Source organism: Rhodanobacteraceae bacterium (genome assembly GCA_016713135.1).
In the GTDB taxonomy this organism is placed as follows: domain Bacteria; phylum Pseudomonadota; class Gammaproteobacteria; order Xanthomonadales; family SZUA-5; genus JADKFD01.
Genome location: JADJPR010000022.1, coordinates 46,877 through 67,188, shown reverse-complemented (window position 1 = coordinate 67,188; position 20,312 = coordinate 46,877). Strand labels below are relative to the sequence as shown.

The 20,312-nt window shown below is 67.2% G+C and carries 24 protein-coding genes; 7 read left to right on the top strand and 17 right to left on the bottom strand.

Features of this window, described 5'->3' with window-relative positions; translation table 11 throughout:
- The first annotated feature begins 3 nt into the window (after nucleotides 1-3).
- From IPK27_18245 to IPK27_18230, 4 genes are all read left to right on the top strand, one after another.
- Nucleotides 4-285 carry a hypothetical protein gene (locus tag IPK27_18245; GenBank protein ID MBK8069487.1) on the top strand — a complete coding sequence of 94 codons (282 nt, stop codon included), beginning with the start codon at nucleotides 4-6 and terminating at the stop codon, nucleotides 283-285.
- Between the two features lie 97 nt (nucleotides 286-382).
- Nucleotides 383-925, top strand: coding sequence for a porin family protein (locus IPK27_18240; protein ID MBK8069486.1), 543 nt, complete (start codon nucleotides 383-385; stop codon nucleotides 923-925).
- 161 nt (nucleotides 926-1,086) lie between these two features.
- Nucleotides 1,087-2,031, top strand: coding sequence for a thioredoxin-disulfide reductase (gene trxB, locus IPK27_18235; GenBank protein ID MBK8069485.1), 945 nt, complete (start codon nucleotides 1,087-1,089; stop codon nucleotides 2,029-2,031).
- Between the two features lie 25 nt (nucleotides 2,032-2,056).
- Nucleotides 2,057-2,929 carry a nucleoside-diphosphate sugar epimerase gene (locus tag IPK27_18230; protein MBK8069484.1) on the top strand — a complete coding sequence of 291 codons (873 nt, stop codon included), beginning with the start codon at nucleotides 2,057-2,059 and terminating at the stop codon, nucleotides 2,927-2,929.
- Nucleotides 2,930-2,945: 16 nt separating this feature from the next.
- Here IPK27_18230 and IPK27_18225 read toward each other — a convergent pair whose 3' ends face one another.
- Together IPK27_18225 and IPK27_18220 are read right to left on the bottom strand one after the other, a co-directional pair.
- Nucleotides 2,946-3,371, bottom strand: coding sequence for a hypothetical protein (locus IPK27_18225; protein MBK8069483.1), 426 nt, complete (start codon nucleotides 3,369-3,371; stop codon nucleotides 2,946-2,948).
- A complete protein-coding gene (locus IPK27_18220; GenBank protein MBK8069482.1) occupies nucleotides 3,368-3,940 on the bottom strand; it encodes a sigma-70 family RNA polymerase sigma factor in 573 nt (190 codons plus the stop codon). Before IPK27_18220 ends, IPK27_18225 begins: the two co-directional genes overlap by 4 nt.
- Here IPK27_18220 and IPK27_18215 point away from each other — a divergent pair.
- On the top strand, nucleotides 3,901-4,416 hold the full coding sequence (locus IPK27_18215) for a hypothetical protein (protein MBK8069481.1): 516 nt from the start codon (nucleotides 3,901-3,903) through the stop codon (nucleotides 4,414-4,416). The genes IPK27_18220 and IPK27_18215 overlap by 40 nt on opposite strands.
- Nucleotides 4,417-4,420: 4 nt before the next feature.
- On the opposite strand, the gene IPK27_18210 is transcribed toward IPK27_18215, so the two are convergent.
- The 15 genes from IPK27_18210 to IPK27_18140 form a co-directional block, all read right to left on the bottom strand.
- Nucleotides 4,421-5,407 carry a tetraacyldisaccharide 4'-kinase gene (locus tag IPK27_18210; protein MBK8069480.1) on the bottom strand — a complete coding sequence of 329 codons (987 nt, stop codon included), beginning with the start codon at nucleotides 5,405-5,407 and terminating at the stop codon, nucleotides 4,421-4,423.
- The gene (msbA, locus tag IPK27_18205) at nucleotides 5,391-7,151 is read right to left on the bottom strand and encodes a lipid A export permease/ATP-binding protein MsbA (protein MBK8069479.1); all 1,761 of its coding nucleotides are present in this window, start codon (nucleotides 7,149-7,151) and stop codon (nucleotides 5,391-5,393) included. Before msbA ends, IPK27_18210 begins: the two co-directional genes overlap by 17 nt.
- Nucleotides 7,148-7,567 (bottom strand): biopolymer transporter ExbD, encoded by a 420-nt coding sequence (locus IPK27_18200; protein MBK8069478.1) that lies wholly within the window; start codon nucleotides 7,565-7,567, stop codon nucleotides 7,148-7,150. Before IPK27_18200 ends, msbA begins: the two co-directional genes overlap by 4 nt.
- Nucleotides 7,564-8,205, bottom strand: a complete 642-nt coding sequence (locus IPK27_18195; GenBank protein MBK8069477.1) for a MotA/TolQ/ExbB proton channel family protein — start codon at nucleotides 8,203-8,205, stop codon at nucleotides 7,564-7,566. Before IPK27_18195 ends, IPK27_18200 begins: the two co-directional genes overlap by 4 nt.
- 174 nt (nucleotides 8,206-8,379) lie before the next feature.
- On the bottom strand, nucleotides 8,380-9,555 hold the full coding sequence (locus tag IPK27_18190; protein ID MBK8069476.1) for a hypothetical protein: 1,176 nt from the start codon (nucleotides 9,553-9,555) through the stop codon (nucleotides 8,380-8,382).
- Between the two features lie 157 nt (nucleotides 9,556-9,712).
- Complete coding sequence (locus IPK27_18185; GenBank protein MBK8069475.1) at nucleotides 9,713-12,016, bottom strand: DNA internalization-related competence protein ComEC/Rec2; 2,304 nt, start codon at nucleotides 12,014-12,016, stop codon at nucleotides 9,713-9,715.
- 19 nt (nucleotides 12,017-12,035) lie between these two features.
- On the bottom strand, nucleotides 12,036-12,722 hold the full coding sequence (lolD, locus tag IPK27_18180; GenBank protein MBK8069474.1) for a lipoprotein-releasing ABC transporter ATP-binding protein LolD: 687 nt from the start codon (nucleotides 12,720-12,722) through the stop codon (nucleotides 12,036-12,038).
- Nucleotides 12,715-13,959 carry a lipoprotein-releasing ABC transporter permease subunit gene (locus IPK27_18175; GenBank protein MBK8069473.1) on the bottom strand — a complete coding sequence of 415 codons (1,245 nt, stop codon included), beginning with the start codon at nucleotides 13,957-13,959 and terminating at the stop codon, nucleotides 12,715-12,717. Before IPK27_18175 ends, lolD begins: the two co-directional genes overlap by 8 nt.
- Before the next feature lie 2 nt (nucleotides 13,960-13,961).
- Nucleotides 13,962-14,408, bottom strand: a complete 447-nt coding sequence (locus IPK27_18170) for a hypothetical protein (protein MBK8069472.1) — start codon at nucleotides 14,406-14,408, stop codon at nucleotides 13,962-13,964.
- On the bottom strand, nucleotides 14,374-14,601 hold the full coding sequence (locus tag IPK27_18165; protein ID MBK8069471.1) for a succinate dehydrogenase assembly factor 2: 228 nt from the start codon (nucleotides 14,599-14,601) through the stop codon (nucleotides 14,374-14,376). The genes IPK27_18170 and IPK27_18165 overlap by 35 nt, the downstream gene beginning before the upstream one ends.
- Before the next feature lie 168 nt (nucleotides 14,602-14,769).
- Nucleotides 14,770-15,555 (bottom strand): succinate dehydrogenase iron-sulfur subunit, encoded by a 786-nt coding sequence (locus tag IPK27_18160; protein MBK8069470.1) that lies wholly within the window; start codon nucleotides 15,553-15,555, stop codon nucleotides 14,770-14,772.
- 98 nt (nucleotides 15,556-15,653) lie between these two features.
- Nucleotides 15,654-17,444 carry a succinate dehydrogenase flavoprotein subunit gene (locus IPK27_18155; protein MBK8069469.1) on the bottom strand — a complete coding sequence of 597 codons (1,791 nt, stop codon included), beginning with the start codon at nucleotides 17,442-17,444 and terminating at the stop codon, nucleotides 15,654-15,656.
- Entirely contained in the window at nucleotides 17,441-17,836 is a 396-nt protein-coding gene (gene sdhD, locus IPK27_18150) for a succinate dehydrogenase, hydrophobic membrane anchor protein (GenBank protein MBK8069468.1), read from the bottom strand. The genes IPK27_18155 and sdhD overlap by 4 nt, the downstream gene beginning before the upstream one ends.
- Before the next feature lie 11 nt (nucleotides 17,837-17,847).
- Nucleotides 17,848-18,228: a succinate dehydrogenase, cytochrome b556 subunit gene (gene sdhC / locus IPK27_18145; GenBank protein MBK8069467.1), complete on the bottom strand. Its 381-nt coding sequence runs from the start codon at nucleotides 18,226-18,228 to the stop codon at nucleotides 17,848-17,850.
- A gap of 96 nt (nucleotides 18,229-18,324) precedes the next feature.
- On the bottom strand, nucleotides 18,325-18,501 hold the full coding sequence (locus tag IPK27_18140) for a DUF1674 domain-containing protein (GenBank protein MBK8069466.1): 177 nt from the start codon (nucleotides 18,499-18,501) through the stop codon (nucleotides 18,325-18,327).
- Between the two features lie 45 nt (nucleotides 18,502-18,546).
- On the opposite strand from IPK27_18140, the gene IPK27_18135 reads away from it, so the two are divergent.
- Nucleotides 18,547-19,425 carry a folate-binding protein YgfZ gene (locus IPK27_18135; GenBank protein ID MBK8069465.1) on the top strand — a complete coding sequence of 293 codons (879 nt, stop codon included), beginning with the start codon at nucleotides 18,547-18,549 and terminating at the stop codon, nucleotides 19,423-19,425.
- Nucleotides 19,426-19,454: 29 nt separating this feature from the next.
- Nucleotides 19,455-20,285: a PhnD/SsuA/transferrin family substrate-binding protein gene (locus IPK27_18130; GenBank protein ID MBK8069464.1), complete on the top strand. Its 831-nt coding sequence runs from the start codon at nucleotides 19,455-19,457 to the stop codon at nucleotides 20,283-20,285.
- Nucleotides 20,286-20,312 lie beyond the last annotated feature (27 nt).

Sequence of the window (20,312 nt, the reverse complement as noted above, 5' to 3'; positions counted from 1 at the left end):
AGCATGCAGGTGATTGCCGAATCGTCATGGAACTGGTTGCTGCTGGCGCAGGATCATCGTCGTTGGCTGATAGTCGTCTGCGGCACCGTGGGCCTGTACGAATGCGCGGTGGAACTCGATCCAGCCGAGTGCGCTGCAATCGCCGCGGACCCGACGCAAATCGACCAACTCGCACGCGAGCTTGCCGGTAGCCGTGCCGCGTATGAGCGGCGCCACCGGCGCGACATCCTCGACTCGCCCGCCCTGGAAGAGGCCGTGCGTGCCTGGCGTACAAGGCCTGGCTGAACCGGCGACAACCGCGGCAGGCAGCGGGACTTCCGGCAGGGCCTTCACAACCTGGTGACGAGTTAGGATCGAGGCCCCCGTGAACGGAGCACACTCGATGACAATTCGCACCCTGGCTGTCGTGATCGCCCTCGTCGCCGCCGCGCCGGCGTGGTCGGCCAATGACTTCTATGTCGGCCTGCGCGCCGGCAGCGACCTGGACGGGCGCCTGGACGACCAGGGCGGCAACATCGACAGCGACCAACCTTGGGGCGGCTATGCCGGCTGGCGCATCAACGACACCCTGGCGCTGGAACTGGGCCTGAGCGACCTTGGCAACAGCGAGCGCAGCGGGATTGCCGATGGCGGCCTGGAGCTGGACGGCGCGCTTTACCAGTTTGGGCTGGTGGCGCGGGTACCGCTGGCCGATTCCTTCGATGTCCTCGGCGCGATCGGCGCGTTCCGCCGCGACGAAGACGGGACTGCCGACACCATCGCCGGACCTCGCCGCATCGACCTCAGCGAGACCGGCGGATATGTCGAACTTGGCGGCACCTATCGCTTCAACCAGCAGTGGTCGCTGCGTGCGAGCTACACCTGGTTCGATTTCGATGGCGGCAGCGACGGCAACCTCTGGGGTGGCGTGCAACTGGATTTCTGAACCCGCCGTTCCGGTCCCGCGGCGCAACCACGCCGACCTTTCCGGAATCGGCCAAGTGGCAAGCGCCAGTCGGTCCAGCGTCACTTCGACGCTTGATCTTCCGCTGCCCGGCCCCTAGCTTGCTTGTCTTGCCTACATGCGCCCTGCGCCGGAGCACCTCGATGAGCACCAACAAGCACTGCCGCGTCCTGATCCTGGGTTCCGGCCCGGCCGGCTATGCCGCCGCTGTCTATGCTGCGCGCGCCAACCTGAAGCCGGTGCTGGTGACCGGCATCGATGCCGGCGGTCAGCTGATGACCACCACCGAGGTCGACAACTGGCCGGGCGACGTGCATGGCCTGACTGGCCCAGGCCTGATGGAGCGCATGAAGGCGCATGCCGAGCGTTTCGACACCGAGATCGTGTTCGACCACATTCACACTGCGGAGCTGTCGCAGCGGCCGTTCCGCCTGATCGGCGATTCCGGCAGCTACACCTGCGATGCGCTGATCATCGCCACCGGCGCCTCGGCCAAGTATCTCGGGATCGAATCTGAGACTGCCTTCCGCGGCCGGGGCGTGTCCGCCTGCGCCACTTGCGACGGCTTCTTCTACCGCCAGCAGGATGTCGCCGTGATTGGCGGCGGCAACACCGCCGTCGAGGAAGCGCTGTACCTGTCGAACATCGCGCGCAAGGTGACGGTGGTGCACCGCCGCGACAAGTTCCGCGCCGAGAAGATCCTGCAGGACAAGCTGTTTGCGAAGGCCAACATCGAGGTGATCTGGGACCATGTGGTCGACCAGGTGCTGGGCGACGACTCCGGCGTGACCGGCGTACGCATTGCGCCGCGCGAAGGCGGCATGACCCGCGACATCACGCTGCAGGGGCTGTTCATCGCCATCGGCCACACGCCGAACACCGGCATCTTCGAAGGCCAGCTGGCGATGGAAAACGGCTACCTCAAGGTCAAGAGCGGCTACGCCGGTTTCGCCACCCAGACCAGCATTCCCGGCGTTTTTGCCGCCGGCGATGTGGCCGATCCGATCTACCGCCAGGCGATCACCTCGGCGGGCGCCGGCTGCATGGCGGCGTTGGACGCTGACCGCTTCCTGGAGCAACACGGCTGACTTTGCCGAGCAGGCACCCGTCAGCGTGGCGGCCCTGCCGCTGTCGATCCGGCTGTTTGGCGCCACCTCGGCGGTCGGCATGCGGTTGCTGCCGCGGCTGGCGGCCGCCGGGGCCAGCGTCAGTGCCAGCTCGCGCACGGCCAGGGCACCCGCCGGGAAGCTGCATTGGCGGATGGACGCGCTTCCGCAGGCCGCTGCGCTGGCGGCCGGCACCACCCATGTCATCAGTCTCGGGCCACTCGACCTGTTCATCGAGTGGCTCACCCGGCAGGCGCCAGAGTCCGGCCTGCGCCAGGTCATCGCCTTCGGTTCCACCAGCGCCACCACCAAGATCGCGTCGAGTGCAGCCGATGAGCGGGCGCTGGCGCAGCGCTTGCTCGCCGCTGAGGCGGCCCTGGATCGTGAGTGCGCCCGTCTCGGTGTGGCCCGGACCCTGCTGCGACCGACGCTGATCTACGGGGGCAGTGACGATCTGGTGGCGCGCATCGGCCAGTTCTCGCGGCGCTGGCATGTGCATCCGCATCCCGTGGGTGCGATCGGGCGCGCGTTGCGCCAGCCAGTGCATGTCGCCGACCTTGCATCCGCGGCATTTGCAGCAGTCGACAACCCCGCCGCCCGAGGGCTCAACTTCGAGTTGGCCGGCGCCGAAGCTCTCCCGCTGGCGCAGCTGCTGGCCCGCTCTGCGCGCGCTCGCGGCAACCCTTCCTTCCCCGTACCGGTGCCGTTTTCCGCACTGCTGAGGATCGCCGCGCTCAGCGGTCGTGTGCCCGCCGCCGCTGCACTGTCACCCGCGTTACTCGCCCGCATGGCCCAGGATCAGGTGTTCGACATCGCGCCCGCCCGCGCAGTGCTTGGATTCGCGCCGCGACCCTTCGACCCCGGCAGCGATCGCGATTGAACGAGCGCGCAGTCGCTCAGCGCCGGCTCCACCCCTGATCCACAAAAGTCGCGACGCCCAAGGCCAGCAATGCGGACCACAGCAACGGACTGCTGAGCACACCGGATGCAAGGCCCGGAGCCACCGGACGCAAGCCAGCCGCAAGTGCATCGAGCGCCATCGGGCCAACGTACAGCGCCAGGCCAATACCGACCAGCGCTCCGACTACCCGCAGCACCCAGCGCTCGATGGCATCCTCGCGGTCGAACTGCGCTGCCCGCCGCAGCACGCCGGCGACGAAATCCAGCGGCGGCGGCACGCGCGCAGCCTGCTGCACGGCTTGGAATGCGGCGCGATAGCGGTTCACCCGGGCATCGCTGCCGGGCACCGCGCGATCCTTTTCCTCGGCAAGTGCGCGCTCCTGGGCCTGCCATTCGCGGTCGTCGAATTCGTGCTTGCTCATGCGGCTACTCCCATGGCCTGCTCCAGCCGCTCGCGCAGGCGCTTGCGGGCGCGGAACAGGTAGTTCTTCACGGTGCCTTCCGGTTGCCCGGTGATGGCACTGATCTCGGCGATGCCGAGTTCCTCCAGATGATAGAGACTGACCAAGGTGCGCTGCAGCGGCGGCAAGGCATCCATTTCGGCCGCCACACAGCGCATCAGGTCGGCGTCAGCACAGGCTTGGGCCAGGTCGAAATCGTCGCTGATTTGTGCGAACGCGTCCTCAGCATCCTCGTCATCCCGGCGCAGACCCCGGTCCAGCGGCAGTCGCTTGCGTTCCAGGTGGCGGCTGGCGATAGAGAAGGCGATGCGCCCGATCCAGGTCGCCAGCGAACTCTCGTAGCGGTACTGGTCCAGCTTCTGGTACACCCGCAGGAACACTTCCTGGCTCAGTTCGCGGGTGTCTTCCGGATGCTGCACCATGCGGCCAACCAGGTGCCAGACCAGCTTCTCATGCGCGCGCACCAGACGCTCGAAAGCGCCAGGACGGCGTGCAAGCGCTGCTTCCACCAATGATCGGTCATCGTGCATGCGGGGATGGATACATCGCTCGCGCGATCGGTTGCAGGGTACGCCGCGATTTCCTGCACGCAAGTATTTTCGCCGGCAATGCAACCGCCTGCGTCGGCAGCGTCTCCATCTCCGCAACCGGGCAGTTCCGCCCTGGCCGACTTGAGGAGATTTCCATGGAGTGGCTGATTCCAATCGTGTTGTTTGTCTGCATCGTGGTGGCGATCCACATCATCATGGATGGCCGAGTGCGCCGTCGCATTGCCGAATCCGGCGCATCCGAGGACCTGGTGCGCACGATGCTGGCCGCCGACGAGCGCAACCGCGCGGTGTCCTCGCTGAAATGGGGCCTGGTGCTGGTTCTGGTCGGTATCGCCTTCGGCCTGATCGATCTGCTCAACCTGCGCCAGGACGATCCGGCCACCTTCGGCATCGTGATTGCTGCCGCGGGCCTGGGCATGCTTGGTTTCCACATGCTGGCGGCGCGCAAAGGCTGAAGCTTCAGCCGGACGAGCGCTCCACGCATTCGACGACCCGGCCGACGATGGCCGGGTCGATCTCGCATCCCAGCTCCATCACGTACCAGCCCGGGCGCCGCGGCAGCTTCACGGCGTCCTTGGCGGTGGTCAGACAGGGCAGTTCGTCGTCGAAGGCCGGCACGCCGCTGGCTGCGTAGTCGACATGGTCCGGCAACGGGTGCGGAATCACATCGATCCCGATCTCGCGCGCGCTGGCGAACACCCGCTCCGGGTTCCCCGTGCCGGCCACCACGTGCGCACGCCGGCCGGCCCAGCGGCTGACCGGCTCCACCGGCCCCGCCGCCATCGGCCGCAGGCCCGTGATGCGCAGCCGCATCGCCAGTTCGCCGGCGTGCGGCTCACCGCCGTTGCGCACCCGCAGGTCGACCCGGTCCAGTCGCGACAGCGGCGCACGCAGCGGTCCGGCCGGCAGCAGCCTGCCATTGCCGAAGCCGCGCTGGCCGTCGATCACCACGATCTCGCAGCAGCGCGGCAGCGACAGGTGCTCCAGGCCGTCATCGGCGATCAGCACATCCAGCGGCACCACACCCTGCAGCCGTCGCGCAGCCTCCACGCGGTCCTCGCCGACCGCCACCGGGGCCTTGGTGCGCAGGGCGATCAGCAAGGGTTCGTCACCCACTTCGGCGGCCGTGCTGGTGTGGTCGACCAGCCGGACACCGCGGGTCTTGCGCCCATATCCACGGCTGACCACGCCGACGATCCAGCCGCGTGCGCGCAGGGCTTCGACCAGCGCGATCACCAGCGGCGTCTTGCCGGTGCCGCCGACCGTGAGGTTGCCGACCACCACCACCGGCACATCCAGGCTGGCCGGACGTTTGAGGCGCAGGCGATAGGGCAACTGGGCCAGCCCGCGCAGCGTCGCGTACACCGGCGTCAGCGCGCGCAACCACCCCGGCGCGGGCGTGCCGCCATACCAGATCGCCTGCAGGCGTTCAGGGGAAATCGGCATCGGCTTCGCTGCCATGCGCACGGTAGAGCGCCGCGTACAGGCCGCCGCGCGCCAGCAACTGAACGTGTGCGCCCTGCTCGACGATGCGCCCCTGGTCCATGACCACGATTCGGTCCGCGTGCTCGATGGTGCTCAAGCGATGGGCCACGACGATCGTGGTGCGCCCGGCCATCGCGGTGCGCAGCGCCTGCTGCACCAGGCGTTCGGAATCGTTGTCGAGCGCCGAGGTGGCCTCGTCCAGGATCAGGATCGGTGCGTTCTTGAGCAACGCGCGGGCGATCGCCAGCCGCTGGCGCTGCCCGCCGGACAGGCTCGCCCCGCGCTCGCCGATGGTGGTGTCGATGCCATCCGGCAGCGCCTCGATGAATTCCCAGGCATGCGCGGCGCGCGCGGCCGCCGCCACCGCCGCTGGCTCGCAGCGGCGCAGGTCGCCGTATGCGATGTTGCGACCGATGCTGTCGTTGAACAGCACGATCTGCTGGCTGACCAGCGCCAGTTGCTCACGCAATGACCTCAGCCGGTACTGCTCGATGGGCACGCCATCGATGCACACTTCGCCCGACTCGGCCGCGATGAAGCGCGCCAGCAGGGCCACCAGGGTGCTCTTGCCGCTGCCAGAGCGGCCGACCAGTGCCACGGTCTGGCCTGCCGGGATGTCCAGCGAGACCTCTCGCAGGGCGTAGTCCTCGCGCCCCGGGTAGCGCACGCTCACCTTGCGCAGGCTGATCTCGCCACGTACACGCTCCGGCGCCAGCGTGCCTTCGTCTGCTTCGCCGGGCTGGTCGAGGATCTCGAATACCGACTCGGCCGCCGCCAGCCCGCGCTGGATCAGCGCCTGCGCGCTGGTCAGGCGCTTCAGCGACGGCAGGATCGCCAGCATCGCAGTCATGAAAGCGGTGAACGCGCCGGGCGTCAGGCGCTCCAGTTCGCCGGGGCGCGTGGCCACGTAGACCACCAGCGCCAGGCTGCTCGCGGCGAGGATCTGCACCAGCGCCGAGCTCATCGCGTTGGTCGCCGAGACCTTCAGGTGCTGGCGCCGGTTGTGCTCGTTGACACGGCTGAAGCGCTCCGCCTCGTCGCGCTGACCACCGTAGATCTTGATCTCGCGCTCGCCCAGGATCACGTCCTGGCCGATCTGGGTGACGTCCGCCACCGAGGTCTGGATGCGCCGGCTGATCGCGCGGTAGCGCTTGGACACCAGCCGCACGACCACCGCGATCAGTGGCCCGGCCAACAGCACCGAGAGCGTCAGTTGCGGACTGTAGAAGGTCATCACGCCGAGCAGGCCGGCGATGATCAGGCTGTCGAGCACCAGAATCTTGAGGCCCTCGGTACAGGCCTGCCCGATCTGCTCGACCTGGAAGCTCAGGCGCGCGAGGACATCGCCGCTGGCGCGTTCGGCGAAGAAGCGCGACGGCAGCACGAGGTAACGTCCGAACACTTGCGCGCGCAGGTCGGCAATCACCCGCCGGCTGATCCAGGCCATGCCGTAATCGCCGATGTAGACGCCCAGGCCCCGCGCGACGAACAGGCCGATGATGGCCAGCGGCAGCCAGCGGATCACGCTGCTGTCGCGCGCGCCAAGGGCGTCGTCCAGCAAGGGTTGCATCAGGGCGGTGAAGCCAGCAGCGACGCTCGCCTCCAGCAGCATGCCGCAGAGCGCAGCGAGCGCCACCGGCCAGTGCGGCCGCGCATGGGGCAGCAGCCGCCGGTACAGCTGCGACGTGCCCTGCTCCGCGCTCACGGTTCGCTGCCGCGCACCGTCGCAATCGAAAGGTTGCGGTAGCCGGTTTGCGCCAGTGCGTCCATCGCCGTGACCACGGCCTGGTGTTGCGCGCGCGCATCGGCGCGCAGCACCACCGGCTGGTCGGCCGGCTCGCCACCCAGTTGCTCCAGCGCAGCCTTGAGGGTTTCGATCCGCGAGTTGACCACTTCGCTGTTGTTCACGAAGTAACGGCCTTCGGCATCGATCTGGATGATCAACGGTGTTGCACTGTCTTCCTTCGCCTCGGTCGACGCTTCCGGCAGCTGGACCTTGATCCGCGAGTTCTGGTCGAAAGTCGCGGTGGCCATGAAGAAGATCAGCAGCACCAGGATCACGTCGATCAGCGGGATCACGGTGATCTCGGGCTCGTCGCCCTCGGGGGTGCTGAACTTCACCGCACGGCCCTCACCGGCTGGCCGGGAACCGCCTCAGGCGCGTGCTCGAGGCTGTCGATCAGTGCCGCTGCCTCGCGCTCCAATTCCACCGCCAGGTCCTGCACCCGCGAGCGCAGATAGCGATGAAACAGGTAGGCGAAGATCGCCACGACCAGACCCGCGGCGGTGGCAACCAGCGCCTCACCGATGCCGCCGGCCAGCGCGTTGGCGTCGCCGATGCCGGCCTTGGTGATCACCAGGAACATGCGGATCAGGCCGGACACGGTGCCGAGCAGGCCGAGCAGCGGCGAAATGGTTGCAATGGTGCCGAGCGCGTTCAGGTATTTGCCGAGCCGATGCACCACCTGACGCCCGGTGTCCTCGGCCGCCTGGCGAATCACCTCGCGGGAGCGCTGGCGATGCGCCACCACCGCGGCCAGGATCGCGCCCAGCGGCGAGTTGCTGCGCAGCTTCTCCAGGTGATCGCGCTCGATCTTCGCCGAGCGCGCCCAGGCGCGCACTTCGGCGCCCAGCTTGGGAGGAATCACGGCGCTGCGGCGCAGGGTCCAGAAGCGCTCCAGGATGATGCCCACCATGACGATGGACGCCAGCACCAGCGGGATCATCACCAGGCCGCCGGACTTCAGGATTTCGAACACGCAGACCTCGACGCAGCAATCTTCCAAGGCGCGCGATCATACAGGGCATGTGCGCGCGAGGGGTTCGCGTGCCCTCCCGAATCGGCGACTTCGAGCGCATTCCCGCGCGGTGACAGCCGAAGCATGCTGCCGCCCCGATCAATTGCCCCAAGTTGCGGCGGGCGCCGGCCGGGGTCAGTCCTGCCCGCCATTCAGCGCGGTGCACTCACGATCGATCTGCGCCCGGCTCTTGCGCCATAGCAGTTGCCCGGTCGCCGCCGATATGCGCCGCAGCGAGATCCCGGAATTCTCGAGCGCGAGCAAGCGCAGGTCGCCGCCCGGCTGAATGTCCAGCCGGGCATCGCGCAGTCCGCGCAATACGCGCGACCATTGTCGGCCAGCAGCCGTGTAGTGATCGATTGTGAATTCGTGCACGCCAGTGTTGGCGATGAGCCAGGCCCCGTCGCCGTCGGCGATCAGTTGGGTGGCGACCCTGCGGCCGGTCGGAAAGCGCGCCAGCCCGCCGCCCTCTGTCAGGCGAACCAGCTCCACATCGACATCAGGCTTGCCGGCGAGAAACCAGAGATCGTCCTCTGCGCCCGCCACGGGACGCTCGATCTCCCGTCCGCCGACCAGTTCGAGCCGTTGCGACAGTGGCGTTCCCCACGCACTCATCCGTACGAGCGCTGAAGGCTGACCTCCCTCCGTCGTCAGCAGAGCGCCGAGGTGCCACCAGAAATTGCCCTGTCCATCGTCTGCCAGCGTTGGAATCGAAAATCCACCGCGCGATTGCCGGTGCACCCAGGCAAGTCTGCCGTCGGCATCGAGCATGCCCACTTCAACCTGCCATTGGCGCTCGGATACCGGTCGCGGCAGTGTGAACAGAGCGCGACCGTGCTTGTCGACCATGAATTCGTAGAACGACGGCGGCTGCTCCCCGCGCACCGCGCGGCTCCGCCACAGTTCGTTGCCGCGCGCGTCCAGACGCTGGAACTCGATCAGGTCATCGCCAACCTGCTGCCGGGATATCAGTGCACCACCGGTAGGCACGGCGGCAATGCCACTGAAAAAGGTGCTTTCGACCTGCCATTGGGGAACGCCGCTGCCGCTCCATTGCTCGACGCGAACGGTCGGAGGCAGCGGCCCTTCCGACAGGCGCACAAGAAACCCACTGGCGTCCAGGCGCGGATGGGCCTGCCTGACCATCGCCTGGCCGCATAACCGGACGTTTCCACGCGCGTCCATCAGCCGGGCGCCAGCAATGTCGAGCAGAGTAGAACCGGCGCGGTCCACCGCAAAGGCGTTCGCCAGGAACGGGGATTGAGCCGCTGCAGCCTGGCCGACAATGGCTGCCGCAATCAATGCGGCCAAGCGCGGGAATCTGGGCATGTGTGTACCTGGGGCTGGTCGGGAAATTGGTCGTGACGCGGAAGTCAGGGGAAATCCAGCTCAACACCGAGTGTGTCATGACAATGACCCCTGCCCGTCCGAGGATTTTCACATCAAGGCCTGGCCATGAAACGTGCAGCTACTCGCGCCACCACCTGGGTGCGAGCGTACGCTGTGAAACCGTACCCCGTACGTGGCTGGCCTCGAGCCGCCGTGACAGGGCACCGGAATCGGCCGTGTTCCACTCTCGAGCAGGGACGGCCGCCACGCGTCGGCGCACCTCATCCCGCGGGAAATCGAAGCGGTTGCGGTAGCCGGCCGAGTACCAGACCTCGCCGGGTGATGTCGCCGTCAGGAATGCAGCGCTGGTGGATCCCGCACTGCCGTGGTGCCCGGCGATCAGTATGTCGACGTCAAGTTCCGGGGCGCGCTCTCGGATCAGGCGGCCTTCGATGACGTCGCCGATGTCGCCGGGAATCAGCACGCTTCCCCCGGGGCCGGCAATCCGCACCACGCAGGAGCTTTCGTTGCCGAGATAGGGCAGCGTCGGCGGCGGATGCAGGATCGAGAAATCGATCCCGTCCCAGTGCCATCGCTCGCCCGCGAGGCACGCGCGCGCACCGGGAATCGCCTCCGGCGCCGAAGCGTCGATGCGTCCGACCGGAATCCGTCGCCGCAAGCTCGCGGTACCGCCGGCATGGTCAAGGTCGTCGTGGCTGACGATCAGGCGGTCGAGGCGGCGCACACCCAGCTGTGCCAGCGCTGGCGCAAGGACGCGGTCGCCAAGGTCACCGCCATCCGGGAATCCGGGACCGGTATCGACCAGCAGCGTGTGCTGTCGTGTCTGCACCAGCGCCGCCTGTCCCTGGCCCACATCCAGCAGGGTCAGCTCATAGGCGCCGGCCGGCAACGGTTCCGTCCGCGGCCACAGCAGCGGCAGCAGGCCGAAGGCACCCAGGGCCCGGCCGGGCCAGCCACGCGGCGCCAGCAGCCACAGGGTCCCGACGAGCGCGAGCACCCAGGCCAGCAGCGATGGCGGCGGCAGGGTCCAGCGCGTCAGCGGCCAGTCCGCGGTCGCCAGCACCAGCCAGTCGAAAGCGCCGAGCAGCCAGGCCGCGAGCTGCCACACCGGCGCCGCCAGCGTAGCCAGCGGCGACAGCAGCAGTGCCAGCAGCAGCAAGGGCACCACGACGAAAGTGACCCAGGGCACGGCAAGCAGGTTGACCAATGGCGCGGCGAGGCTGGCCTGCTGGAAGAAGGCGAGCCCGAGCGGCAGCAGTGCCACGGTCAGCCCGAGTTGCGGCAGCAACCACAGGCGCCATCTGGCCTGTGGGCGCCAGGACAGGCCAAAGGCGAGGATCAGCCAGGCCACCGCACCGAAGGACAGCCAGAATCCGGCGCCGAGCGGGGCCAGCGGGTCGAACAGCAGCACCGCCACCAGCGCCAGCGCATAGCGCGTCCACCAACCGAGTTCGCGGCGGCTAAGCACGCCGGCCAGCATCGCCGCAATGGTCAGCCAGGTGCGTTGCGTGGGCAGGGAGAACCCGGCGATCAGCGCATACAACCCGGCGGTCAGCAGCGCACCGAGCGCCATCGCCTGCGGTCGCGGCCAGCGCAGGCCCAGGCCCGGCAGCAGCCAGTAGACCAGCCAGACCAGCCCCGCGCCGAGTGCCGCCGCCAGTCCCACGTGCAGGCCGCTGATCGCGATCAAATGCGTGGTGCCGGTCGCGCGGAACAGATCCCAGTCGCTGTCCTCGATCTCGCGCGTGTCGCCAATGGCCAGACCCTTCAGCGTCGCGCGCACCCGTCCGGGTTCCAAAGCAGCATCGATCTGCGAAGCAATGGTGACCCGCGTGCTATCGATATCGAAGCGCGCGGAACATCCCGTCGATGGCAGCGCGCGCACGATGTATCCGGTCGCGCCGATGCCCTGCGCGAGCGCATGCCGCTCGAAATCGAAGCCTGCCGGATTGACCACGCCCCGCGGCCGCTTGAGGCGCGCAACCACGGTCAGGCAGTCGCCGGGCGCAGGCAGGATGTCCCGCTCATACCAGGACAGGCGGACCCGCCGGGGCAGCGACTGCTCGCCAACGAGCGGCAGGAAATCGAATCGCACCGAACGGGATTCGCGGATCGGCAAGCCGTCGACATGGCCGCTGAACTGGATCTCCTCGCCTTCCAGCTCCGGATGCAGGCGCTCGGCGATGCGCACCTGACCGGTCCAGGCAGCGAAGGCGAAGCCGGCCAGGGCGAACGCGCTGGCGCCGAGCACCAATGCCGTGCGCGCGCGGCTCCCGAGCAGGGTCCAAAGCACCAGCACCAGCGCGAGCACCGCAAGCGTCAGAATCGACGCCCGGCCCGGCAATGCCGCGAGCGGCAGCACGCAGCAGCAGCCCAGCGCGAACGCGAATCCATGCGCCGGATGCAGTCGGAATGCGCGCACCGACTGCCCAGCCCCGCGCCTACAATTCGGCCGCAGCCAGCCGGCCGCCGCGCAGTTCCAGCACGCGATCCATGCGCGCGGCGAGGCGTCGGTCGTGGGTGACGATCACCAGGCTGGTGCCGATCTCCGCATTCAGCTCGAGCATCAGTTCCCACACCGAACCGGCGGTGCGTTCGTCAAGGTTACCGGTGGGTTCGTCGCCGAGCACGCAGGCCGGCCGCGTGACCAGCGCGCGTGCCACCGCGGCGCGCTGGCGCTCGCCGCCGGACAGTTCGCCCGGCTTGTGCCGCAGGCGCTCGCCGAGGCCCACCCGCTTGAGCAGCGCCGAAGCGCGCTCGCTGGCGTCGGTGGCGCTGACCCCGCCGATCATCAGCGGCATCGCCACATTCTCCAGCGCGCTGAACTCGGGCAGCAGGTGGTGGAACTGGTAGACGAAGCCGAGCGCCTGGTTGCGCAGCCGCCCGCGCTCGCGGTCGGAGAGCTTCGACATGGTCTTGCCGAGCACCTCGACCTCGCCACTGGACGGCAGGTCCAGGCCGCCCAGGATGTGCAGCAGGGTGCTTTTTCCGGCACCGGAGGCGCCGATGATCGCGATGCTCTCCCCGCGCGCGACGCTGAGGCTCGCCTCGGCGAGGACTTCGACGCGCAGATCGCCCTCGGCGTAGATCTTGGCGATGCCGCGGGCGGCGATCACGGGTTCACTCATAGCGCAGCGCCTGGGCAGGTTGGGTGCGCGCGGCGCGCCATGCCGGGTACAGCGTCGCCACCACCGAGAACACCACCGAGAGCACGCCGATGCGGCCCACGTCCGGCCAGCGCAGTTGCGAAGGCACGCTGCTGATGTAGTAGATGTCGCCCGGCATTGCCTCGAATCCGAGCGTGCGCTCAAGGAAGGGCACGATCACGTCGATGTTCATGGCAATGGACACGCCGCCGGCCAGGCCCAGCAGGGTGCCGATCAGGCCGACCGCGAGGCCCTGGACCATGAACACCGTCATTACCAGCTGCGGGCTGGCGCCGAGCGTCCTCAGGATGGCGATATCGGCCTGCTTGTCCGTCACCACCATGACCAGGGTCGACACCAGGTTGAACGCGGCCACCGCCACGATCAGCGAGAGGATGATGAACATCACCAGCTTCTCGGTCTGCACCGCGCGGAAGAAGTTGCTGTGCTGTTGCGTCCAGTCGCGCACGCTGTAGATCCCATCGAGGCGCGTGGTGAGGTCCTGGGCCACGCGCCAGGCCTTGAACAGATCGTCCAGCTTCAGGCGCACGCCGGTGACGCCATCGCCTTCGCGGAACAGCTTCGCCGCGTCCTGGACATGGACGAAGGCATACCCGCGGTCGTATTCGTACATTCCGACCTCGAACAAGCCGACCACCTTGAAGCGGCGCATCTGCGGGATCACGCCGACCGGTGTGGCGCGCATCTGCGGCGCCATCAGGGTCACCGAGTCGCCCAGCGATACACCCAGGGTGTGCGCCAGTTCGCTGCCGAGCACCATGTGATAGCTGCCCGGCGTGAGCAACTCGAACTTGCCTTCCTTGGTGCTCTTGCCGACTTCGGAAACGCTCGCCTCCAGCTCTGGCACCACGCCGCGGATCATCGCGCCGCTGATGCGCCGCGCCTGGAGCATGCCCTCGCGCTCGATGTACGGCGCCGCGCCGACCACGTGCGGGTCCTTGCTGGCCTCGTCGATCAGTTTCGGCCAGTCGCGCACGTTCTCGCCATAGGCCGTGATCGTGGCGTGCGAGACCATGCCGAGGATGCGCGCGCGCAGTTCCTGCTCGAAGCCGTTCATCACCGAAATCACCACGATCAGCGCGGTGACCCCGAGCGCAATGCCGAGCATCGACACCAGCGAGATGAACGAGATGAAGTGATTGCGCCGTTTGGCGCCTGTGTAGCGCAGGCCGATCGCCAGCGACAGTGGATGGAACAGCCTCATGCGGCAACACCCACGCCAGCCGGCAGCGGCCGGTGGGTCGCCAGCCAGACGCGCAGGCGCTGGCGCGTCGCGCCGTCGATACGGTCCGGGAACAGCACGGCTGCGTGCGCCGTGCCTGCGCAATCCCACTGCAGTTGCAGCCAACCGGCGAACTGGATCGACTGCTGCAGCGTGGCTGGAAGCCATCCTGCGCCGCTGGCGCATTCGACGCTGCCGTCCGCGTGCAAGCGCAGATTCGCGGGGCGGCGCGCTGCGCGGCGGGCGTCGCGCAGGGCAAGGGCTATCGCGAGCACACCCGCCGGAAGCCGCAGTTCCAGCGGCAGATCTGCCTGCGCGAGCCCGAGCAGCGCCAGCGCCAGGATCAGCCAGCGCGCAGCGTTTTCCATGCGTCCGGGACGCAGGTCGAGGTCAAGCGGGGCCGCGTATGCGCTGGACGAGGGCATCGAGTTCCGGATCCTGAGAATGGCTGCGCCCGACGAACCAGGCCCAGAGCTGGTCGTCTTCGACCTTCAGCAAACGCTCGAAGTTATGCCGGTCCGAGGCTGACGCCCCGATGAAGTGTGCATCCAGCCAGCGCAGCAGCAGGAAATCCAGTTCCTTCATGCCCCGCCGGCACTGCCAGCGCAGACGGCGCAGGCTGGCCTCGTCGTCGTCCGGCGCTTGCGTGCTCACTGTGGCCGCCGGAAGTTCCGGCGGAACCAGGCGGAAATGCGCCCGGTGAACAAGGCCCACAGCAGCCACAACGTCAGGACGTTGAGAACCAGGACCACGAACACCACGATTCCCTTGGCGAACATCCGCGCGTTACAGCGACCGCCGCGCGATCATTGCCTTCTTGATCTCGGCGATGGCCTTGGCCGGATTCAGCCCTTTCGGGCAGGTCTTGGTGCAGTTCATGATGGTGTGACAGCGATACAGCCGGAACGGATCTTCCAGATCGTCCAGGCGCGCACCGGTGTCCTCATCGCGGCTGTCGATGATCCAGCGATAGGCCTGCAGCAGGATCGCCGGGCCGAGGTAACGGTCGCCATTCCACCAGTAGCTCGGGCAAGACGTGCTGCAGCAGGCGCACAGGATGCACTCGTACAGACCGTCGAGCAGTTTGCGGTCTGACGGGGACTGCAGGCGCTCGCGGTCCGGCGGCGGCGAGGACTGGGTGCGGATCCACGGGCGGATCGAAGCGTACTGCGCGTAGAAGGTGGACAGGTCCGGAACCAGGTCCTTGACCACCGGCATGTGTGGCAGCGGGTAGATCTTGACCTCGCCCTTGACCTCGTCGATGGCCTTGGTGCACGCGAGCGTGTTGGTGCCGTCGATATTCATCGCGCACGAGCCGCAGATGCCTTCGCGGCACGAGCGGCGGAAGGTCAGCGTCGGGTCGATCTCGTTCTTGATCTTGATCAGCGCGTCGAGAACCATTGGCCCGCACGACGCCAGGTCCACCTCATAGGTATCGGTGCGCGGATTGGCGCCGCTGTCCGGATCGAAGCGGTAGACCTTGAAGCGTCGCAGCTTGCCGCCGGCGGCTTTGGCCGCGTGGAGCTTGCCCTGCTGGACCTTCGAGTTCTTCGGTAGCGTGAATTCGGCCATTGGATCGTGCCCCTTGCAGTCTGCGCCCGGATCGGCCGGTGCCATCCAGCACCGGCACGCGTCCTTTCACTTTTCACTCTTCACTTTTGACCGCTACATCAATACGTCCGCGCCTTTGGCGGCACCGGATCCACTTCGTCAGTCAGCGTGTACAGGTGCACCGGCCGGTAGTCGAAGTTCACCTTGCCGGCCTCGTCGACGTAGGCCAGGGTGTGCTTCAGCCATTCCTCGTCGTTGCGGTCCTTGTAGTCCTCGCGCGCGTGCGCCCCGCGGCTTTCCTTGCGGTTCTCCGCAGAGTGGATCGACACCAGTGCGCAGCCCAGCAGGTTCTGCAGTTCCAGCGTCTCCACCAGGTCCGAATTCCACACCAGCGAGCGGTCCGAGACACGCACGTCGCTGAAGCTGCGGTTGATCTCGCTGACCTTGCGGCAACCCTCCTGCAGCGACTCGCCAGTGCGGAACACCGCGGCGTGGTTCTGCATCGCCTTCTGCATGGCCAGGCGGATGTCGGCGGTCGGCGTGCTGCCCTTGGCGTGGCGCAGGCGGTCGAAGTTGCCGAGCGCCTTGTCGTAGGCGGAATTCGGCAGCTTCTTGTGCGGCGCCGACGCCCTGACCACCTCGCCGGCGCGGTTGGCCGCGGCGCGGCCGAAAACCACCAGGTCCAGCAGTGAATTGGAGCCCAGGCGGTTGGCGCCATGCACCGAGACGCAGGCGGCCTCGCCGATCGCCATCAAGCCCGGGACCACCGCATCCGGATTGCCATTGCGGATGGTGACGACCTCACCGTGCACATTGGTCTGGATGCCGCCCATGTTGTAGTGCACGGTGGGAAGCACCGGGATCGGCTCACGCGTGACGTCTACGTTGGCGAAGATCCGCGCGGTCTCGGCGATACCCGGCAGGCGTTCGTGGATCACCTCGGGGCCGAGGTGCTCCAGGTGCAGGTGGATGTGGTCCGCTTCGCTGCCGACGCCGCGGCCATCGCGAATCTCCATCGTCATCGCGCGGCTGACCACATCACGCGAAGCGAGGTCCTTGGCGTTGGGCGCGTACCGCTCCATGAAGCGCTCGCCCTTCGAGTTGGTGAGATAACCACCCTCGCCGCGCACGCCTTCGGTGATCAGGCAGCCGGCGCCGTAGATGCCGGTCGGGTGGAACTGGGTGAACTCCATGTCCTGCAGCGGCAGGCCGGCGCGCAGCACCATGCCGTTGCCGTCGCCGGTGCAGGTGTGCGCCGAAGTGCAGGAGAAGTAGGAGCGGCCGTAACCACCCGTGGCCAGCACCACCTGGTGCGCGTGGAACATGTGCAGCGTGCCTTCGGCCAGGTCCCAGGCGAGCACGCCGCGACAGGCGCCATCCTCGTCCATGATCAGGTCGAGCGCGAAGTACTCGATGTAGAAGCGCGCATCGAACTTCAGCGACTGCTGGTACAGCGTGTGCAGCATCGCGTGCCCGGTGCGGTCCGCCGCGGCGCAGGTGCGCTGTGCGGTGCCCTTGCCGTAATGCGTGGTCATGCCGCCGAACGGACGCTGGTAGATCCGGCCGTCCTCGGTGCGCGAGAACGGCACACCGTAATGCTCGAGTTCGATGATGGCCGGAATCGCTTCCTTGCACATGTACTCGATGGCGTCCTGGTCCCCGAGCCAGTCGGAACCCTTGATGGTGTCGTAGAAATGGAAGCGCCAGTCGTCCTCGCCCATGTTGCCGAGCGCCGCACTGATGCCGCCCTGCGCCGCCACCGTGTGGCTGCGCGTCGGGAACACCTTGGTCAGGCAGGCGGTGGCGAGGCCCTTGGCGGCCATGCCCATGGTCGCGCGCAGGCCGGCGCCGCCGGCACCGACGACGACTACGTCGTACTGGTGGTGCTGAATCTTGTAGGACTCGCTCATAGTGGCTCAGCCGCAAGGAAGACCAGACGCATGACGGCAACCGTTCCAGCCATCACTGCCAGTGCAAATGTGAGACGGATGACCACCAGCAGCCCGACTTCGAGCACGCGCTGGTGGATGTAGTCCTCGATCACCACCTGCAGGCCGAGATAGGCGTGGTAGAACATCGCCCAGATGAAGGCCAGCATCAGCGCCGCCGTCAGCGGCTGCCCGATCGCATAGCGGATGGCCAGGTAGTCAGCGCCGTGGACGCTGGCGGCAAAGGTCAGGAACCAGATCGACAGGGGAACCAACGCCACTGCGGAGACTCGCTGCATCCACCAGTGCGCGGCGCCCTCGCGAGCCGACCCGTGACCACGGACGATCTTGAGCTGTGTGCGGAAATCAGTCATGGACGCGCTCCTCAGGTCCAAAGGCACCACAACGCGACTGCCGTCAGCAGCGGCGCCAGGACGACCAGCGACCAGCCCGTGGCATAAGCGCGCTTGAGGTCGAGCCCCCAGCCGGTGTCCCAAGCCAGGTGACGGATGCCATTGAGCAGGTGGTAGATCAGGCAGAACACGAAGGCGCCGGTGAGCAGCCGGCCCAGCTTGCCGTCCACACAGGTCATGAAATGCTCGAAGGTCTCGCGTCCGATGGCGAGCGCCACCAGACCCCAGATGAGCGCGAGCGAGACCGCAGCGAGCGCCACGCCGGTGGCGCGATGGGTGATCGACAACACCGAAGTCAGCTGCGGACGGTAGACCTGCAGGTGCGGTGAGAGCGGACGCGAGCGAGTGGCCATCCTGTATCCCCGAGGCTTTGACCCGGCAGTTGCCGGGCCATCGTTGCCGGCAGTCTGCCGGCCCGAGACGCGGTATAGCGTTACGACGACGATGCGTCAAAAGTCGATGCAACGACCATTCTTCTCCCAGTCGCCGTAGCGGGTCGGATCGGGACCCGCTCGGCCACCAAACTCCCGCACACGCCCCTGTGTCAGCGGCACATCGGGCGCGGGTTCCCGGGTGTACCCAGGATGTTCGCCGTCAGCCGGCGTTGGATCGGTCGATGCGGTCATCCGTATGCTCCGGTGTCCCAGTCGAAGACTACTGCAATGTCGGTCATGCAGACGCCACGATTTGCTGAAATCCTCGTGCACGGCAGCGATGCCGGCAGCTTCCTGCACTCGCAACTGACGAGCGACGTCAAGTCGCTGGCCACGGGCGCCTGCCAGTTCGCCGGATACTGCGGCGCCGATGGACGGTTGCAGGCGCTGCTGCTGCTCGCGCGCACCGGCGACGACGAGTTCCGCCTGTTGTTGCCGCAGGCGCTGGCGCAACCGGTGCTGGAGCGACTGCAGCGCTACCGCCTGCGCGCGCGCTGCACGCTCGCTCTTGCAGACGCCGAGATCGCCGCGGACGCCGGAGATTCGACCCGCGCTGCCGATGCCCGCACCTGGCAGCACGCCGCATTCTGCTGGCGCGTCCGCACCCTGCCTGCGAGCACTACAGCGCCGCCATTACCCATCGACCTGTGGGACGAGCAAGTGGCACTCGGGATTCCCTGGTTGCTGCCGGCGACCAGCGAACGCTTCTTGCCACAGATGCTCGCCCTGGATCGCCTGAATGCCTTCTCGCTGCGCAAGGGCTGCTACCCGGGGCAGGAAGTGATCGCGCGCACGCACTACCTCGGTCGCAGCAAGCGGCGACTGGCGCGCGTGCGAGCGGGGGCAGCCACGCAGTCGCTGGTTGGCAGTGAGTTGGTCCCTGGCGACAGTGAGGCCGCCTCGGGGACACTGATCGCGTCGGATTCGGCGGGCGCAGGCCTTGCAGTACTGCTCGAATCGGCGACCAAAGGGGCGCCCTTGCACACTCCGGACGGCGCCAACATCGCAACATTCGTCATCGAAAGCGACGTCAGTGAAACGATCGGCGACATATCACTGAATGGAAGCTGCACCCCCCATCCAGCGCATAGCGTTTCGCTATCGAAAGTGGTATGACCGAGTTGTCTTCCAGGGGGAGATGCACCATGTCCCACAAGCAACGCGGCGGTCTGTTCAAGGCAATCGGGATCGGGCTGGCGCTTGCCGGCTGCTCCCTCGCCATTCCGGCATCAGCGGCTGACTACAACTTCGCGGTGGAGCCGGTGTACACCCCCGAGCGCGCCCGCGAGGTATACGAACCCCTGATCAACTACCTCAATGCCAGCACTGGGCAGACATTCAAGCTTGTGGTCGCGCGAAACTACGCCTTCTACTGGAACGACCTCCGCAACCGCAAGGATCTGCACTTCGTTTTCGACGAGGCGCACTTCACGGATTTCCGGATCCAGCGCTACGGATACGTCCCGATCGTCAAGTCGTCGATTCCGTCGAGCTACTCGCTGCTGACCCAGGAAGACGTCGCCGAAGGCAACGTGCAGGCCTTTGTTGCCCGCAGCACGGTCACCATGCCGGCGCCGAATCTGGGTTTTGCGCTGTTGCTCGAGTACTTCCCGAACCCGATGCAACAACCGGACCTGCGCTCTCTGGCGACCTCATGGCGCGACACCGTGGAAATCGTTTTCGCTGGCGAGGCGGATGCGGCGATGGTGCCCACCTGGCTGCGCGATCAGTATCCGAATCTGATCCCCGTGATCACCACGCGCGAATTCCCCGGGCCGGCCGTATCCGCCTCACCGGATGTCCCTGACGAGGTGAAGACGGCGGTCCGGGAGGCGCTGCTCAAGCTCCACGAGGACCAGAACCTGTACGAGGTGCTGAACGAGCTGGGCATGCAGCAGTTCGTCGAAGCGGCAGCCTCGGAGTACAAGGGCTCGGAACTGATGCTCAAGAACTTCTACGGCTACAACAAGCGCTGAAGTCGCGCGCGAGAGCCGGGCCGCGCA

Bases quoted from the DNA above. Each gene is read 5' to 3' on its own strand.
- IPK27_18245 (MBK8069487.1), top strand. From the start codon at position 4: ATGCAGGTGATTGCCGAATCGTCATGGAACTGGTTGCTGCTGGCGCAG.
- IPK27_18240 (MBK8069486.1), top strand. From the start codon at position 383: ATGACAATTCGCACCCTGGCTGTCGTGATCGCCCTCGTCGCCGCCGCG.
- trxB (MBK8069485.1), top strand. From the start codon at position 1,087: ATGAGCACCAACAAGCACTGCCGCGTCCTGATCCTGGGTTCCGGCCCG.
- IPK27_18225 (MBK8069483.1), bottom strand. From the start codon at position 3,371: ATGAGCAAGCACGAATTCGACGACCGCGAATGGCAGGCCCAGGAGCGC.
- IPK27_18220 (MBK8069482.1), bottom strand. From the start codon at position 3,940: ATGCACGATGACCGATCATTGGTGGAAGCAGCGCTTGCACGCCGTCCT.
- IPK27_18210 (MBK8069480.1), bottom strand. From the start codon at position 5,407: ATGCCGATTTCCCCTGAACGCCTGCAGGCGATCTGGTATGGCGGCACG.
- lolD (MBK8069474.1), bottom strand. From the start codon at position 12,722: ATGAGTGAACCCGTGATCGCCGCCCGCGGCATCGCCAAGATCTACGCC.
- IPK27_18170 (MBK8069472.1), bottom strand. From the start codon at position 14,408: ATGCCCTCGTCCAGCGCATACGCGGCCCCGCTTGACCTCGACCTGCGT.
- IPK27_18160 (MBK8069470.1), bottom strand. From the start codon at position 15,555: ATGGCCGAATTCACGCTACCGAAGAACTCGAAGGTCCAGCAGGGCAAG.
- IPK27_18155 (MBK8069469.1), bottom strand. From the start codon at position 17,444: ATGAGCGAGTCCTACAAGATTCAGCACCACCAGTACGACGTAGTCGTC.
- sdhD (MBK8069468.1), bottom strand. From the start codon at position 17,836: ATGACTGATTTCCGCACACAGCTCAAGATCGTCCGTGGTCACGGGTCG.
- sdhC (MBK8069467.1), bottom strand. From the start codon at position 18,228: ATGGCCACTCGCTCGCGTCCGCTCTCACCGCACCTGCAGGTCTACCGT.
- IPK27_18140 (MBK8069466.1), bottom strand. From the start codon at position 18,501: ATGACCGCATCGACCGATCCAACGCCGGCTGACGGCGAACATCCTGGG.
- IPK27_18135 (MBK8069465.1), top strand. From the start codon at position 18,547: ATGCAGACGCCACGATTTGCTGAAATCCTCGTGCACGGCAGCGATGCC.
- IPK27_18130 (MBK8069464.1), top strand. From the start codon at position 19,455: ATGTCCCACAAGCAACGCGGCGGTCTGTTCAAGGCAATCGGGATCGGG.